This window comes from uncultured Lamprocystis sp., assembly GCF_903933125.1.
Lineage (GTDB): Bacteria > Pseudomonadota > Gammaproteobacteria > Chromatiales > Chromatiaceae > Thiodictyon.
This window is the reverse complement of sequence record NZ_CAIZIZ010000310.1, coordinates 86122-102010: the sequence shown is the minus strand read 5'-3', so window position 1 is coordinate 102010 and position 15889 is coordinate 86122. Positions and strand designations below refer to the sequence as shown.

Genomic DNA, 15889 nt, shown 5'->3' with positions numbered 1-15889 from the left:
TGTTCCGATGAAAGCGAATCCCGGTGGCATCGTGTCTCCCGCGGACGTGGTCGGGCGTGAACGTCTGATCGCGCAGCTCTGGGCCACCCTGGAGCGCCAGAGTCTGGTGCTGGTGTCCGAGCGGCGCCTGGGCAAGACCACCATCGCCAGGAAGATGCAGGCCGAGGCCGCGCCCGACTTGCGGGTCATCTACATGGATATCGGCGCGGTCAGCCGGGCGGCCGAACTGGTCGAGCGCCTGGCCCAGGCGATCCGCGTCCATCTCGGCGCCACCAAGAAGGCCACCGGATGGCTCGCCGAACAGTGGTCCGCTCTGGGTGGACTCGAGGTGGGCGGCATCCTCCGGCTCCCGGAAAGCAAGGGGCCGTCCTGGAAAGTCGCCCTGGAGCGTCTGCTAGGCGACCTGCTGCACAGCACCGGTCAGCGCACCATCCTGATCTGGGACGAACTGCCCTGGGCGCTCCAGAAGATCGCCCGGAGCGAGGGCGAACCGATGGTCGTGGACGGTGCCTACCGCTTTCGCTTCGATCTGATCCGCCGCTGGTGGCGCTGCGACCTGGGGCTCGACTGATGGCCGCGGAGCATTCCACCTTCACGCCCGGCCAACTCAGCCCGGCGACCTTGGAGGCCCTGTTCGTCGTCCGCGAGCCCCTGGTGCGCGGGATCATGGACGGCATCCGCGCGAGCGCCGCGAGCGGCAACAAGCACCAGCGCCTGCTGATCGGTCCGCGCGGCAGCGGCAAGAGCCATCTGGTCGCATTGGTTTATCACCGGGTGCGGGCCGACCGCGAGCTCGCGGCCCGGCTGCGCATCGCCTGGCTGCCGGAGGACCCCTACGCGGTCGGCTACGCGGGCTTGCTGACGCTGGTGCTGCGGCGGCTGCGCCAGGACGAAGGGGACCTTGACTGGCTCGATGCCCGGCTGGAGGCGATCTTGGACCTGACCGCGCTGCCGCAGCAGGAGTCGGCGCTGGAGGACCTGCTGTTGCAGGCGCTCGACGGCCGCACCCTGCTGTTGATCATCGAGAACCTCGACGAGCTGTTCGGCGCACTGCGCGAGGACGGCCAGCGCAAGCTCCGCGCCTTCATCCAGAATCATGGCCTGGTCAGCATCCTGGCCAGCACCACCAGCCTCACCGCCGATCTGAGCGGGCGCAAGAAGACCTTCTATGGTTTCTTCCGCAGCCACACGCTGGAGCCCTTCGGGGTCGCCGAGGCCGCGGACATGCTGGCGCGGCTGGCGCTGCATAAGGGCGATCCCGACCTCGCCAACCTGATCCTGAGCCCGCTCGGTCTGGCGCGGGTGCGCGCCCTGCACTATCTGGCCGGCGGCAACCCGCGGGTTTACAAGTTCTTCTTCGACTTCCTGACCTGCGACTCGCTCGATGACCTGGTGGCGCCCTTCATGGGGCTGATGGAGTCGCTCACCCCCTACTATCAGGCACGCATGAGCCGGCTGCCGCCCTTGCAGCGCGGCATCATCGACACCCTGCGCCGGCTGCGCGGCGCCGTTCCGGTCAAGGAGATCGCCCGCCAGGTCATGGCGACCTCCCAGACCGTCTCGGCCCAACTCGCCAAACTGGTCGACCTGGGCGATGTGATGCGGGCCGATTCGCTCGGGCGGTCGAATTATTACGAACTGCGCGAGCCGCTGATGCGGCTGTGTCTGGAGGTCAAGGAGCAGCGCGGCGAGCCGGTCGGGCTCTTCGTGCAGTTCCTGCGGGTCTGGTATTCGCAGACCGAGCTCGACCGGCTGGCCGACCCGCACGGGGAGGCCGCGGCGGACGCCCGCTTGCGCGAGGCGGCGGCGCGCGCCCGGGCCGAGGCGGACCCCCTGCGCTCGGCCCTGGATCTGGCCTTCTCCGAGCACTATGGCGTGGGTCATTTTGAGGCGGCGCTCGCCGAGGCCGAGTGTGCCATCGCGCGGGACCCGAACGATGCCGAATGCTGGCGGCGCAAGGTCCGGTGTCTGGAGGCTCTGGGTCGGCCCGCCGAGGAACGGCTGGCGTGCTGGGTGCAGGTGAGCCGGATCGATCCGGATGACTCGTCGGGTTGGAACCGGCAAGGTGCGATCCTGGCGGAGTTGGGCCGGATCGACGAGGCACTGGCGGCCTCGGCACGGGCCATTGCGCTGAAGCCGGATGACCCGGTATTGAACCGCAATCATGCCTGGTGTCTGGAGCAGGCCAAGCGGTTTGCCGAGGCTCGGGACTATTGGCAAAAGGCCATGGACCTGGCGGGCGAGCCCGAGACCGCGGCGGATTGGGATCAACGGGGCTATGACCTGTGGGCCATGGATCGGCACGACGAAGCGCTGGGCGCTTTTCGCCAGGCATTGGCCCTGGAGCCGCGGCGCATCGCCGTCTGGGACCACCTGTTCGGCGCGTTGCAGGAGCAGGGGCGTTACCGGCTGAATCATCAGGTCGCCGAAGGTGCAGCGGGCCTGATGCCGCAGGAGCCGGTATTCGTTTTCTCTCTAGGTAACGCAAAGTCGCACCTCGGCGATTTTGACGGAGCCTTGGCCTGCTACCAACGTGCGCATGAACTGGATCCCGAGCTCGACGGCAAGGGCAAGCCGGTAACCTTGTGGCGCGCGATCAGTCTGGCCCGGGTCGGCCGCCACGGTGAGGCACTGGCCTTGCTCGCAGAGTCCCAACCGGCCTATTCGACATGGCAGGAGTTTCAGCGCGCCCTGCACCAGGCCGACACCCTGCTGTGGCTGGACCGCTGGGACGAGGGCCGCGACGCACTGGATCGGCTGCTGGCCGAGTTTCGCCCGCCGGCCTGGACCAGTCGGGATCTGGGGGTGATCGGGTCGCTCGTCCTGCGCACCCAGAATCCCCAGGTCTGGCGCCGCTTCATCGCGCTCTGGCTGGATTTCTTCGCCCGGCACGGCCGACTCACCGAGCTCGGCGATGCCTTGGTCCGCAGCCTGCGGTACTGCGCCGTCGACTGGGTGACTGATCAGACCGCCCAAGCCTGGTACGCCGCCTGGCGCGACCTGGCCGGCGACCGGGCGGAACTCGCCTTGCCGCTGCGCCTGCTGGCGGCCGGGGTGGCATACCGGGCGGACCGCGACCCCCGCGCCCTGCTCGACCTGCCGCGGGAGGAGCGGGGACTGCTGGAGCCCTGGCTGATCAATCTGTATCAGGACCAGCCGGACCAGACCGACCGCGACCTGGATGACCTGCTCCAGCGCGTTGCAGCCCGCTTGGATCAGGACGCGCGGCAGGCCCAGGCGCGGGCCTACTGGGAGGCACCGGCCCCGCCCCCCGACCGCATCGACCTGGACGCCGTGTTGGCCGACTACGGCGCCCCGCCCGCGCCCGGTCCGGCCTGGTTGCTGTCCGGCCCCTGGGAGACCCTGGACCGCACCGCCGCTGCGGTCCTGCTGCGGCGGCTGGCCAACCAGGGCGCGGACGGTGCACGGGCGCTCGCCCGACCTGGCCTGCGGGTCCTGGCCGTCCTGCGCTGCCATCCGGGCTTCAGCGATCAGGACCTGTATCAGGTCCAGATCCTGGATGGTCCGCGACCGGGCGCCCTGGACCTGCTGGCCGGAACCACGGATGTCCGCCTGCTGGATGGCCTGGCCCAGACTCTGCTTGAATTGGTGGAGTCCGGCACAATCCGCCTCGACACCCCGGCGGCTCAGTCGGACTACACGCGGTTTTGTTTCAGTGTCGGCCGGGCCGAGGAGGGGCGGTTCCAGGTCATCGACGGTTTGGACGACCTCCCGCTCGCCGCCGCGCCGCCGCCCGAGGCGCAGGCCGCGCACCCCTGGGGATTGGAGCGCGTGGATCGGGACGGCCGGCCGGTCTATGCCGGGACCGTTCTGTTCGGGACTAACCTGTTCCGCGTGACCTTGGCCTTGCACCCGTGGTCGGGGCGGGTCGAACTGCTTGCCGACGCGCCCATCGCCGAGGACTTGCCGATCCGGCGCGAGGGCTTCGATGGCCCTATCCGCTACCTGGCAGAGGCCGCCTCTACGCCTGCCGCGGTTCCCTGACACCGGTGCCCGCGCGTCCGCGGGGGAGGGCCGATCTTCCCACGCGGAAAGCCGCGGGTCCGACTTGGTTCAAGGGCAAAGGTCTCGGGGTCGTTCCCGGCCGCCGCGGGGAAGCAATCACCCGGACAGGCACCCAGAGCGACTCTTTATCTTGTCTTCGGGACCTGCTGCGTATTGCAGTGAATGCCGCCACCGCCGACATTGATCGCCCTGGCATCAAACGCGATGATCTTCCTGTCCGGAAACACCGACTCCAGGGTTCGCAGTGCCCGCGCGTCAGTCTGCTTCCATTCGTCAGGGCTGCCTTCGCGCCAGAACTTCTGGGCCAGAACCACGCGATTGGTCACCAGGAAATTCAGATAGCTGGTTGCCAATAGGATTCGTATCGGCTGCCCGTCAGGAATCCTGTTGAGCTTCTTCATGTAGTCATTGCCGGCCAGGTAATCGTATACGCCGTCACCTGGTTTCACCGTGGTCACGATCGTCGGGGCATCGGGCATGGCGATCAGCGTGAATGGTTTGCCGTCCTGGTCGGTGGCCGACTCGAGGATCTCCAGATTTTCGTCGAACCGTTTCTTGTTTTCAGCAGCGATGGGGTCAGCCTTGGCCTCCGCGTCGGAAACCGTGGTATAGAGAATCGTGTTCGGACCGGCAAAACGGACATGCTCGTCGATATGTCCGCCGGTGGTGATCGCCGTGTAAAGTTCCAGTTTTCCGTCTTTGTCGGGCAGGCGGCCCGCAAAGCTCAGGTCGTCGTCATACCGCCCCCGTTTGAGCCAAATGATCTTTTTCACCCCCAGGACCCGCTTGAACTCAGACTCCATTTGTTCCTTGGTCAGCGTCGGATTGCGTTGTCTTTCGACTGCTTCGACCGCCATCATCACGCCCTTGCCGTTGAACTCCCGGTCGCCTCCCTCGCTGACCATGGCGGTCTTGAAAATCGTGTTGACGCCGTCGATCCGGGCCGCTTGAGCAGCGATGGCGCCTTCGGTTTCGGCATACCTGGAGTCATTGGCTTCATATCCCCACCCATTGAACCGGAAGTTGGCCGCCGCCCGCCGGCCTTTCCCGTCGACCAGGTAGATAGGGCCCATGTCCCTCCACCATACGTCGGCGTGCGGGATCTTGTGGAGCCTGATCTTGTTTTCCGGTACGGCGTATTTTTTCATCAATGCCTTGATTTCGGCAATTTGTGTGTCGTAACTCCAGCCCTTCTCTGCATTGTCGGGATTGACCGCCACCCTGACATCCACATGCGGCGCCATGGCGGCCCATAGCTGAACATGCAGATCTTTGACTGACCATCCGGACTTGTTCTCGTACGTCGGCCAGCCCATCCACACGGCCTCCTGTTCCTCGAATTCGGCAGGGAAGTAGAAGCCCTGATCAGCAGCCGAAGCAGCAGCGGAGTCCCCGTGATCACCGGAGCGACTCGAAGGCGACAAAACGAGCATACAAGAGAGTATGACGAAGGCCGCGGCAAGATAAGATAGGGAGCGTGTTTTCATACAATTTCTCTATATTGACATCGTTTGTGAAGGTCTCGGACATCTATGCCGCCGGCCGCAGTCACTGGTCATGAAAGCAACCGCTTCATTTCGGCGACGATCCGGGTCAATGCCATCTCCGTCGTCAGATCCGATTTTTTCCGCTTGATCCCATCCGCGACCCGAGCCGCCGCGTCAAAAGCCGCATTCAGTAAAGGCGGCGGAGCCGTATCGACCCAGAAGCTTTCGTCGCTGATCTTGCGTTTGACTTCGAACGGCACGAAGGCCGTGGCCACCCGGTCGTAGATGCTCGGCACGCGCTGGACCGAAAGGCCCCCGCCCTGTGCGGTTCGCTCCGCGATCAGCCGACGACAGGCGTCGAGTTCCTTCCAGAAGTTGTCATCGCCCCCGCCGGACTTCCGGCGCCCGGAGATGAACCCATAGGCGGTCCCGAGCGCCAATGCGGCCTGGGCGCGGCCGGACCGCTCGTTGTCCGTCTCCACCTCGGCAACATGGGCGGTGAGTCGAAACTCCGCGTCCGCCATGTCCTGAAGTCGCGCAACAAAGGGCGCCGTGTCGGCCTCGGAGACGGTCGCCGATGTATCAAGGTCCAGCCCTGCGAGGCGATCCAGATCGCAGATCAGCCGCAGTGCGCCGCCTTCGCCATCCCGTGTTGCGACAACGAAGGCCACGTACTCCAGGTCCAGCCCCTTGGGCCTGACGGCAATCCGGCGCACGCAACCGGGTGCCGCCCATCCCGCGCTCAGGGCCAGGATCGCGTCAAAGATCGGCTCCCCATAGGTCGCGAACCGCAACCGCGTCCCGAGCGACTCGATGCCTTCATCGAACAGTCGTCGGTCCGTGGTCAGCGCGGTGCCGTCGATGATACCGGGAACACCGCGGAGCAACAGCGGCTCCTGGTGGTTACCCGTCAGGTTGGCGGCAAGGGCACACCCCAGGGCCTTCAGGTACGCAGAACCGGTCAGTACGCGCCAGAGGCCATCCAAGGTCGCCGGCAACTGCTCCGCCGCATGCGCCTGCTCCAGTCGTTGGTAGATGGCGTAGACCTCCTGCCCGGTCAGTTCGGTCTCACGGATACGCTGCTGGCTGGACGCAATCCGTTGGCGGGCCTCTGCCTCCAACTCCGCTTCGGTGATCTCGCCCTCGGCCAGCCGACGGAAATCCTCGTCGGTGACTGGCAATAGTGAAATCTGTTGGTCGCCCACCACGGCGATCATACTGCCCAGACGGTTGAGCAACCGATCGTAGACGATCTCCTCGACCGAGCCCAGATAACACAGATTTTGAACGTAGATGTGCTCATGCAGTTGGCCGATGCGATCGATCCGGCCGATGCGCTGCTCGACCTTGGCCGGGTTCCACGGCAGATCGAAATTGACCAGAAAGTCAGCCGTCTGAAGATTGAGGCCCTCGGCCGCCGCATCCGTGCAGACCAAGATATCAATCTGCCCCCGTAGGAAACGCTGCTTGATCTCGTCGCGCTCGGTGCCAACCAACGTGCCCGTCTCAGGATGGGTGTATTGTCCCCCGCGGCCGGAATAGGTCCCGACCAACAGCCGGGCATCGGCCTGTCGCAGGCGCCGGACGATATCCTCCAAGGTGTCCCAGAACTGGGTGAAGATGACCGTCTGCCGCACCCGGCCGGGCCGCGCGCTGTCCCGACGCTGATCCACGTAGCCCAACAGCGCCTGCGTCTTGGACGATGCCGGCGCGGCGTCGTACAGGCTGCCTGCGAGCATCCCGGCGAGTTTGTCCAACTCCCAGCGGAGATCCGCCTCGCTGCGGTTCTTGAGCAACCGCTCGATGACCTCCGCGTCGCCCTCCTCCTGTTCCAGATCCTCATCGAGGGGGGACAGATCGGGGTCGGCGGCGGCAGTCGCGGTGGCACCCGGCCCCTCCAGTAAATGTTCCAGAGTCCACTTGACCCGCTCGCAACGCCGCCGCAGGGTCTCGCCGATGGCGTGCAGACTGGAGGCGAACCGCCGTTGCAGAAAGCTCAGATAGAAGCCGGTCGAGACCCGCGCCTGTTGGTCGTTGGCGGCGGCGATCTGCTGGGACAACGTCTGGGAATAGGATTGCAGGGCCTCGTAAGCCGCCTGCTCCTGAGTCGTGTATTGGATGCGCCGCATGGGCAGGATGTGCCGATGCGCCAGGTTGGCGGTCAGCCGACCCTGCTCCTGGTACACCTGCAGCAGGGCGCGGTTGTGGCGCATCATCACCCGTGAGAGCGGCGCCGAGGCAAAAATGGCGCGCAACAGTTGCTTGAGACTCGCACCCGTCGGCTTGATCCCCAGTGTCAGCCAATGGTCATACTGGGTCCGGTTCGACGGGTTCAGCACCGTCTGGCGGATAAAGGCGGCGACCTCCGGATCATGCCGCTGGAGCGAGCCAAGCACCCGGCGCAGGAAACCCAGTTCTTCGTCGGAAACCCGCTCGCCCCGCTGGATGCGGCCCTGAATCGCGTAATACGCCTGGGTCAGGGACGGATCGTCCTGAAAGGGGCCAACCCGCCGGGTCAGGCGAAACAGGTCATAGACCTCGATCGGGTCGAGTTGCATCGGCGTCGCCGTGGCGAGCCACAGGGCGCGGGTCTGCGCGCGCAAGGTCTGACTGACCGCCCGGTAAAGGTCCCCGTACTTGGGTTGCACCACCAGTCCGGCCGTCGAGTTGCTGCGCCTGGCATAGTGAGCCTCGTCGACCAGGGCGATGTCCCAGGTCTGCGCCGCCAGCTCCCGCTGGCGGTCTTTGCGCCGGACCAGCCCGGTGGAGACGATGACACACTCGGGTGCAAACACCGACTTGGCCGGAATCTGTTCCTCCATCGATCCACCGGGCGGATGCAGATAGGCGTGCCGGACCGGGGCGCCGGAGAGCGCCCGGCCGAAGCGCAGGAAGAACTTGGTTGCCAGTTCGCTCTGCCACTGCCGGGCCAGGCTTGCCGGCGGTGCGATCAACACCCGTCGCGCCAGCCCGGACAGGATCAGCGAGCGCAGGGCCAGGCCCGCTTCGATCGTCTTGCCCAAGCCCACCTCGTCGCACAGCAGAAAGCTGTAGGGGTAGGAGGCGATCAACCGCCGCGCCACAATGGCCTGATGGGGCCAGGGCTCCACCGGGGCCGTGGCCATCCCGACGAAGCGACCGTTGGGCATCCGCGGGGCCTCGCGCAGGATCGCGAATTCCAGCCACTCCCGCGCGGTTGGTCGTGGCGCCTCCACCGGACGCTCGCTCGACCCCTCGATCTCCTTCGGTGCAACGACGGCGCTGCCAATCTCGATCAGGCGCTCGCGCACCGCCTGGGGCAGGTCCACCACGTAGAGCCCCGGGTCCTGGTTCTGCCAGATGGCCTCGAAGTCGGCCGCGTAGCTGTCGGCCCTGGCTGCCTCGCGGGTGCCCCACCAATCGCAGTGCACCCCGATGTTCTCGGCGTTGATCAGCAGCGCCGTGCGCGACTCGTTCAGGGACCCCTCGGCGATGAGTCGGTTGCCCTCCGCGTCCTCAAAGACGGCCCATTTCTCGTGGACATAGCCGTCCTCGCGCGAATCATAGGGGATGGCCACGCCGGTCTTGCGATGACGGCGCAGCGCCACGCGGATCGTAAGGCAACCCTCCTTCAGCATCCAGGCCAGTAGACTCAAGCCGTTCTCGACCGGTTCCGGCCAGGCGTGAGGATCGGCGAGGGCGGCCAGCAGCGTCTCGGCGAGCCGCCCGCCGTCCTGATTGCCGAGGATGACCTGCGCATCCTTGGGGTCCAGGTCCGCACCCGCCACCAGTCGCACCCGCCCCTGGTGTCCGGCGAGGGCGGAGAACCCTTGGGACGCCGCGGCGAGCGAGGTCGAGCGGAAATACCCGGCCACCCGGTCATAGCGCACGGCGGAGCGCAGGACCGGGAGATAGAAGTCCTGGAGCAGGTCGCTGGTGGTGCTGCGGTAGCGTGGCTCCCAGCTACGCTGCTTGAACGACTCGGGCTTGTCGGTGCTTCTCATGCTGCGATGCTCCGACTCAGAAAGCCAGGGCTTCGGGCGCCTGAGCGAATAACTCGGCAAGCTCGGGAAGCTGCTGCTGTTGGCGCTTCATCTCGGCCCACACCGTGGCGTGGGGCGCCGTCCGAAACCCAATCCCCAGGCGTGCCAAGTCATCTGCCGAAGCGCCTGCTTCGCGTTGCTGGATGAACTCCCGCAGACGTGCGCGGTAACCGCCGAAGGCATCGGCCCGCGCGGCGACCAGGAGGTCGCGCTCATTGAGCCGCAAGACCCTGATCGTATAGCGACTTGGCCGCCGCAACCCGGGCGGCATAGTCGCCCTTCCCGTCGACCTCGGCCTGGTATTGCTCCAGCAACCCGTTCGCCTGGGCGGGAAGCACTGCGTCCGGTATCCTGATCATGACTCAATCGACCCTTGAGGCGACAGTCGGCAGGGCCGCACGGAGTTGCACCTGTTCGTTTCGCTCCGCCTCGTCCAGTCCCGTGACGAGTTCCTTATTATTCAACTGGGCCAGGCGGTCGCGCATTCCCTGCGCTGTCAGCGACCGGGTATTCGCCGCTTCCGCGCCGAAGGCATCGGTGCCGTAAGCATCCAGCACGTTGCCGTAGACCACACGCTTGAATTCATTGCCATCCAGCAATCGGGCCTCGTCATTGGTCCCGGAGCGGGGCAGCAGCAGGATCGAGCCGTGCTCGGCCGCCTGGCAGATCAGGGGGCTGTGGGTGGAGACGATGAACTGGATATTGGGGAAGTGTGCGCAGAGCCAGAATCCGATGCGCTTCTGCCAGGTGGGATGCAGATGGGCGTCGACCTCGTCGATGAGTACGACGCCGCCGGCCCACACTTTTTCAGGGTCATACCAATCAAAGATCTGCCCCGGTCCAAACGCAAATGAGAGTTGTCGAATCAGTTCAAAGGTCATGCTTAGGATCGAGCGGTACCCATCGCTAAGCTCCTGCACGGGAATCGACACCCCCGATGCATCCGAAAAAACCACCTGCTTCGGCGTAATGTCTTTTAGTTGTACTCCCGACGGCAAGAAGCCATCCTGGTTGATGAATCGTTTTAACGGATCCAGTAGAACGTGAGCATCGTCCTGAAAAAGCCCCTCAGCGCGTAACCCGACCAACCACTCCAACCCCTCCGTCAGTGCGATGCCTTCGCCATACAGCGATAAGTGTCGATTGAGTCGAAGCAGGGTCCCCGATGTGGATTGCTCCACGCGCCCCACGCCCCCGGTGAAACGCCGAAACGGGCCGTATGAAGCCGCGAACCAGCCTCGTTCGCTGCCCCAAACGTGTCTGTTTGGGTCAGGTTTGCTTTTCAGCGGCTCAAATGAAGGGGCCTTCGTGTCGTCGTCCGCTCGCGCCAGCTTCAAGCCCAAAGGCAGAAGGGTATCCGCGGCCGGTATTGTTCCCTTCCCAGCAAAGCCGTCGAAATCTGGATTCCAGGCGATTTGTAGCTCGATCTCGCCTATGTCGCAGCCATCACGCAACCAGGCATCCCAAGGCTGTCGTAACCCGTAGGACTCACGCGGCCCGAGTAAGGCAACGGCGATCGACTTCAACAGGGTCGACTTGCCTGCCCCATTATCGCCAAGCACCACATGCCAGCCCTTGGCCTTGTCCGCCGGTATGTCCCAGGTCAGCTCGCGAATAGACTTGATGTTCTTTATGTGAATCTGGCGGATGTGCATGACTCGAACCTCACCGGAAGGGCGATAAGCCCCGATTAATCGCCTTCAATTTCGGCCAGTTCTTGGTCGAAGAGTGATTGACCGACACGCAAAGCGCGTCGATTCTCGCCGCGCATCCGCATCAGGGTTAACAATTCATCGACGACGTAATCGGTGGTCAGCAGCGGCGCCTGGTTACGGACCAACCAAGCCCGCGCAACCACATGGTCTGCGTCCGCGGGCACGAAAACGGCGAACCAGGCGCCGGTATCCACGAAAATCACGGCCGTCGTCCATAGATCTGGGCATCGTGGTCCCGGTTGGAGAATCCGTCGTCCACACTCTCACTGGGGAGGGCATCCAACTCCCGCAGCAGGCCGTCCAGTTGGGCCTTGCGCGCGGCGGGCGGTGGCGCCGTCTGGTCCCACTGTAAGGCATGGGCCAGAACCTCGATCAGGTGAAGTTTGTCGCGGCGATCCAGGCCCATGATGGCCCGTTCGATCTCGGCTGTTTGCGGTTGCATGGGTGCTTTCCCGGTGTTGTCTGGCCCGAGTTTAGCGGATACCGGGGCTCCCCGTGGGGCGACATGGTCCCGCAGCCGCGTAGGATGGACAGAGCGACAGCGATGCCCATCAACCCCCGCGCAAGCCGAAAAGGGCCATGCGCCCCTGGCGCTTGAGGTCCGGGTTGCGCGTCTCGGCGGCCCAAACTTCCAGAAGGGCGAGGATGCGCTCGGCACTTTCTGCCGCGTGCTCCTGTAGATAGGCGCGGGCGACCGGGATATCGCCCTCACGGTAGGCGGCGATCAGACCCTGGAGGCGATCCCAGTCGGTCTGGGGGGTGGTCAGGCGGACGGCGTGGCGCTCCTCCGGCAGCGCCAGGCGGAGCTTGGAGCCGGTGCGGACCAGGGGCGCCTGGTAACCTTCCGCGCCTTTGTCGCGGCCACGGGTACCGACGGACTGGTTGATGCCGATCTCCCGATCCTGGACCCGGTAGCCCGCGGGCTTGCCGTCCAGGGCGATGCCCAAGGAGCGGGAGAGGTTCAGGATGTCGTCATAGGCGACCTCGGCCAACTCCCAGATGCCAAAGATGGTTAGGGCCATGGCGGTCTCGCTGTCCAGGTCCTCCACCCGGACCTTTCCCTTGGTGATCTGACTGACCCGGCCCTGGGAAACCACGCGGCTCGCCTCGTTCATGGCCTTGACGGGACTCACCAGGTCATCGCCGTCCTGCACCGGCCAGTGGGCGGAGAGGACCTGAAGCGCCTTGCCGTAGCTCGCGACCATCTCGTCCACCGGGTTCAGATGCAGCGGCTCAAATTCTGTGAGTCCCTGGCGGACGGCGGCCTCGATCTGGTGACGGATGCCGACTTGACCGAAGGCGCTCTCCCAGATGGCGGTCTCTGTGTCTTGGGCCGGGCGCTTGCGGCAGGAGAGAAAGATAGAACTGGCGGCGGCGGCCAGGTCTTTCTGGTGCATGGAGTTCTCGCCCTCGGACTCCACCGGGAAGCAGGCGGTGATGACCCAGCCGGCATCGATCAGCGAGCGGGTGAGGGTCTCCCACGCATCTTGGGACTTGTGGTTGAACATCAGGGTGAAGAGACCGTCGTCCTTCAATACCCGGAGGCACTCCCGGAAGATGTCCCGCATCATCCGCTCATAGGCCGCTTTGGCCGCCTCACCGCTGCCGTCGCGGGCACGATTGGCCACCGCTTCCGATTTTTTATCGGTCAAACGCCGAGTGAACTGGCCGGGATAGAGGTCGGCCAGGGTGCGTCGCTGCCAGACATAGAAGAAATCGGATAGCTCCGCGTAGAGGACGTTGTCGTAATATGGCGGGTCCATACAAACCAGATCGACCGTACCCGTTTCCACCTGCGGTAAATAGTCGCCGCGTTGGTTGAGGATCGTCAGCGGCAGATTGCCCTGGGTATGTTGGTGTACCGGCTCCACCAGTTCCGCAATGCCCTTATACGCATCCACGACCTGCGATAGACCCCAGGCGGCACCGGAGTTTGGGCCGCTGAAGATCATCTCGCCGAAGCTCCATTGAATCGCATAGTTATGGCGACTGAAGGTGCCCTTGACAACGCCTCGCGTATATTCCCAACGCGTATGCCGGCTGTTGTAGTCCATTCCCTTGTCGATGGCGAGTTGCAGATAGGTCACGACCGCCCGCCCCCGATCGGACCCCAGTTCGGCCAAGATCTCGGGTTTCAGCCGGTTCAACGTCTCGGTCAGGGTGAGGTGACCCAGCAACTGGCGCGGGGTGAACAGGTCGCACCAGCGTTCCTCGCCGTACATCCGGTGTCCACGGTCGTAGTTGGAGCAGCGGTCGATACCCTCGGTCGGGATCAGACCCAGCCCATCCCAGGCCCCCCAGTTGGTCTGTAAACGACGCTGGGCCTCGGCCAGTGCGTCCAGGTCACGCTGGTTCGGCGCGCGGAAGTAGCGGACCTTGGTGGTCTTGATCTCACCCTTGCGGGCGCCTGAGGTGTAGCGTAGGGGTTGGCCGTGGCCGTCGAGCTTGGGCTCCAGGCGCACGGCGACCACGGCATAGAGCCGATCCTGCCAGCCGTCCGGGCGGTCCGTCATGGGCACGGGGTGCTTGGCGGAGGCGCGAGCCTGACGCTTGATCTCCTCGCCGTCGATGGCCTGTTTGCAATGAATGCATTGGCCAATGCCACGATTGACCGTTGCGGCGTTTGGGTCCTCGCCGTTTGGTCCACGGCCGTGTTTAATTCGATAGGTCTCGAAGCGGATCTTGGCATTCTCCGGGATGATGCGAACACCCCAGGGATCACCTGACTCTTTGGACAGCCAACAGGTGTTGAGCAGCGGGGCCTCGCTGCCGCAATGGGGGCAGTTTACCAGCCGGACAAATAGGTAGCTCGTTACAGATTCTCGATTGAAGTCATCGAACAGCTTTGGTGCGCGCCGAAGATGGCGCCTCAGCGCTTCAGTTTCTTCCTCGGGAAGATCACCATAAGCAAGAAAGGTTTCGGGAAGGTCTCTGTCCAACGCGCCAAGCAGTTGACTTCCCCACCGCTCGATTTCGGCAAGAAGTGGTTTGCCGAACCGCGCGGGGTAATCCAAGGTCGCGTGCAGGATTGCTGCGGCAACAGGGTTCAGATCATTCGCGATTACGCGATGCCCTAGACGAATGGCCTCGAACGGAATAGAGCCACCGCCGGCAGTTGGGTCGAGAATGGTCAAGCCCGAAGGCTGGTAAGGGACTGGAGCGGCATAGGCCCGGTCGTATCCATAGAGGTTAGGAACGCGGACACCCTGTGCAGTGGCGATCTCCATGAGTCCCTTGAACCAAGCGGGATCGGCTGAAACCCGCTGGAGCATCAACAAATCGCCTTCCGCAGGCCAGGGCATGGGTAGCGAGCGACTTTCGCTTTCCCAGATGCCCAGCGCCGGATCTCTAGCCAAATCTGGATTGTTGACTTTTAGAGACTCGATGTGCGCCCGATTCTGCGCCCGAGAGGTTTGCTCTTGCTCCAAGGCCCTCAACACAATCTGGTCTACCGGCAGCACTTCCCGCCCGCCCCGGCTCTCGACCCGCTCCAACAGTTTGCCGGTTAGAGTCCAAGGCGCGCCGTGGACCAGTGCCTGGACCTGCTCAATGCCGAGTCGACGAACGAAGGTGTCAGGGTCGGTCCCAGCGGGCAGCAAGGAGGCGAGGATGGCGGCGCGACTCGGCGTTAACGGCCGACGCGCCCACCAGACGTGCAACCGAGCGGTGGGCGGTTGTTTTCCGGTGTCCCGTTCCCGCTGCGTCTCCGCCCCAACCTGGTGACAGGGAAATCCGGCCTCGATCAGGCGGCGGTCAGTCGTGGTCGTGTCCATCCGATGTCCTCAAGGGTCTTGCTTAACGGCCGAAGTATCCCATACTCTGTCAAGTCAAGTGTCAACTAGGCTAGACTAAAGATAAGCCGACCGTGGAAAAACTCAGCAAATCGCCGCTGATCTACGTCCTGGCCCAGGTACGCATTGGGGCGGTCCTGAAGATGGCGGACCATGTGCCCCAGATTCAGGAGCGACTGCGCAAGACCGGGTATCCTCTGTACCGCGCCAGCGAGATCCAAGAGGTCCGCTTCGGACTCGGGCAGCCAGAGCTAAAAACGACGCCCCGTTGGTACTTCGATGCCGGGGATCGCAGCACCGGATTTCTACTTCAGGCGGATTCCGTCGTCTTCCACACCAGTGTTTACGACACCTCTGAGGTTTTTTTTGCCGCCCTCAGCCAAGGGCTCGGGATCGTCCACGAGGTGGTTGGCGTAGAGGTGGCCGAGCGGCTTGGCCTGCGGTACGTCGATGCCTTTCAGGCTGATCCGGGCCATCGGCTTGCCGAGTATTTCCGCACGGGTATCAGCGGCATTACGCTCGACGAGATCGGCGCGACCCAGCCGCGACTACTCATCAATCTGGTTGCGGACACCCAGGTTGGAGGCAAATTGGTGATTCGGCTCGGACAAAATACCGGCCCTGGGTTCTTACCGCCGGATCTTCATCCGCTGGAGCTGACCCTGACCAAACCGTTCGCCCCCAACGAGGAAATCGCGGTGCTGGACTACGACCATTTCATCGAGCGGGTCGTGCCGTTCTCGGTCCAAGAGATTGTCGATACCTTCGATGCCCTGCATCAGGTTACCTCTGGGGCTTTTCGCAAAACCGTGTCCGAATTTGCCTTGCAGTCATGGCGCTAAAAACAT

The 15889-nt window shown here is 64.2% G+C and carries 11 protein-coding genes; 3 read left to right on the top strand and 8 right to left on the bottom strand.

The window, feature by feature from the left end:
• Nucleotides 1–7 precede the first annotated feature (7 nt).
• Together QZY03_RS16005 and QZY03_RS16000 are read left to right on the top strand one after the other, a co-directional pair.
• Entirely contained in the window at nucleotides 8–571 is a 564-nt protein-coding gene (locus QZY03_RS16005) for a hypothetical protein (RefSeq protein WP_295582757.1), read from the top strand.
• Complete coding sequence (locus QZY03_RS16000) at nucleotides 571–4005, top strand: tetratricopeptide repeat protein (RefSeq protein WP_295582755.1); 3435 nt, start codon at nucleotides 571–573, stop codon at nucleotides 4003–4005. The genes QZY03_RS16005 and QZY03_RS16000 overlap by 1 nt, the downstream gene beginning before the upstream one ends.
• Nucleotides 4006–4151: 146 nt before the next feature.
• On the opposite strand, the gene QZY03_RS15995 is transcribed toward QZY03_RS16000, so the two are convergent.
• From QZY03_RS15995 to QZY03_RS15960, 8 genes are all read right to left on the bottom strand, one after another.
• The gene (locus QZY03_RS15995) at nucleotides 4152–5513 is read right to left on the bottom strand and encodes an agmatine/peptidylarginine deiminase (protein WP_295582752.1); all 1362 of its coding nucleotides are present in this window, start codon (nucleotides 5511–5513) and stop codon (nucleotides 4152–4154) included.
• A 68-nt stretch (nucleotides 5514–5581) separates the two neighbouring features.
• Nucleotides 5582–9496 (bottom strand): helicase-related protein, encoded by a 3915-nt coding sequence (locus QZY03_RS15990; protein ID WP_295582750.1) that lies wholly within the window; start codon nucleotides 9494–9496, stop codon nucleotides 5582–5584.
• 16 nt (nucleotides 9497–9512) lie between these two features.
• Entirely contained in the window at nucleotides 9513–9761 is a 249-nt protein-coding gene (locus tag QZY03_RS15985) for a hypothetical protein (protein ID WP_295582749.1), read from the bottom strand.
• Entirely contained in the window at nucleotides 9748–9894 is a 147-nt protein-coding gene (locus QZY03_RS15980; protein WP_295582747.1) for a hypothetical protein, read from the bottom strand. The genes QZY03_RS15985 and QZY03_RS15980 overlap by 14 nt, the downstream gene beginning before the upstream one ends.
• A 3-nt stretch (nucleotides 9895–9897) precedes the next feature.
• Nucleotides 9898–11190 carry an AAA family ATPase gene (locus QZY03_RS15975; RefSeq protein ID WP_295582745.1) on the bottom strand — a complete coding sequence of 431 codons (1293 nt, stop codon included), beginning with the start codon at nucleotides 11188–11190 and terminating at the stop codon, nucleotides 9898–9900.
• 35 nt (nucleotides 11191–11225) lie between these two features.
• Nucleotides 11226–11444: a hypothetical protein gene (locus QZY03_RS15970; RefSeq protein ID WP_295582743.1), complete on the bottom strand. Its 219-nt coding sequence runs from the start codon at nucleotides 11442–11444 to the stop codon at nucleotides 11226–11228.
• 5 nt (nucleotides 11445–11449) lie between these two features.
• Nucleotides 11450–11692: a hypothetical protein gene (locus tag QZY03_RS15965; protein ID WP_295582741.1), complete on the bottom strand. Its 243-nt coding sequence runs from the start codon at nucleotides 11690–11692 to the stop codon at nucleotides 11450–11452.
• A gap of 109 nt (nucleotides 11693–11801) precedes the next feature.
• Nucleotides 11802–15023 carry a DUF1156 domain-containing protein gene (locus QZY03_RS15960; protein ID WP_295582739.1) on the bottom strand — a complete coding sequence of 1074 codons (3222 nt, stop codon included), beginning with the start codon at nucleotides 15021–15023 and terminating at the stop codon, nucleotides 11802–11804.
• Between the two features lie 92 nt (nucleotides 15024–15115).
• Here QZY03_RS15960 and QZY03_RS15955 point away from each other — a divergent pair, with 92 nt between their 5' ends.
• Nucleotides 15116–15883, top strand: coding sequence for a TIGR04255 family protein (locus tag QZY03_RS15955; RefSeq protein ID WP_295582737.1), 768 nt, complete (start codon nucleotides 15116–15118; stop codon nucleotides 15881–15883).
• The last annotated feature ends 6 nt before the right edge of the window (nucleotides 15884–15889 follow it).

What these genes read in the sequence shown, in the direction of transcription:
- QZY03_RS16005 (WP_295582757.1), top strand. Translation starts at nt 8, where the DNA reads ATGAAAGCGAATCCCGGTGGCATCGTGTCTCCCGCGGACGTGGTCGGG.
- QZY03_RS16000 (WP_295582755.1), top strand. Translation starts at nt 571, where the DNA reads ATGGCCGCGGAGCATTCCACCTTCACGCCCGGCCAACTCAGCCCGGCG.
- QZY03_RS15995 (WP_295582752.1), bottom strand. Translation starts at nt 5,513, where the DNA reads ATGAAAACACGCTCCCTATCTTATCTTGCCGCGGCCTTCGTCATACTC.
- QZY03_RS15990 (WP_295582750.1), bottom strand. Translation starts at nt 9,496, where the DNA reads ATGAGAAGCACCGACAAGCCCGAGTCGTTCAAGCAGCGTAGCTGGGAG.
- QZY03_RS15980 (WP_295582747.1), bottom strand. Translation starts at nt 9,894, where the DNA reads ATGATCAGGATACCGGACGCAGTGCTTCCCGCCCAGGCGAACGGGTTG.
- QZY03_RS15975 (WP_295582745.1), bottom strand. Translation starts at nt 11,190, where the DNA reads ATGCACATCCGCCAGATTCACATAAAGAACATCAAGTCTATTCGCGAG.
- QZY03_RS15965 (WP_295582741.1), bottom strand. Translation starts at nt 11,692, where the DNA reads ATGCAACCGCAAACAGCCGAGATCGAACGGGCCATCATGGGCCTGGAT.
- QZY03_RS15960 (WP_295582739.1), bottom strand. Translation starts at nt 15,023, where the DNA reads ATGGACACGACCACGACTGACCGCCGCCTGATCGAGGCCGGATTTCCC.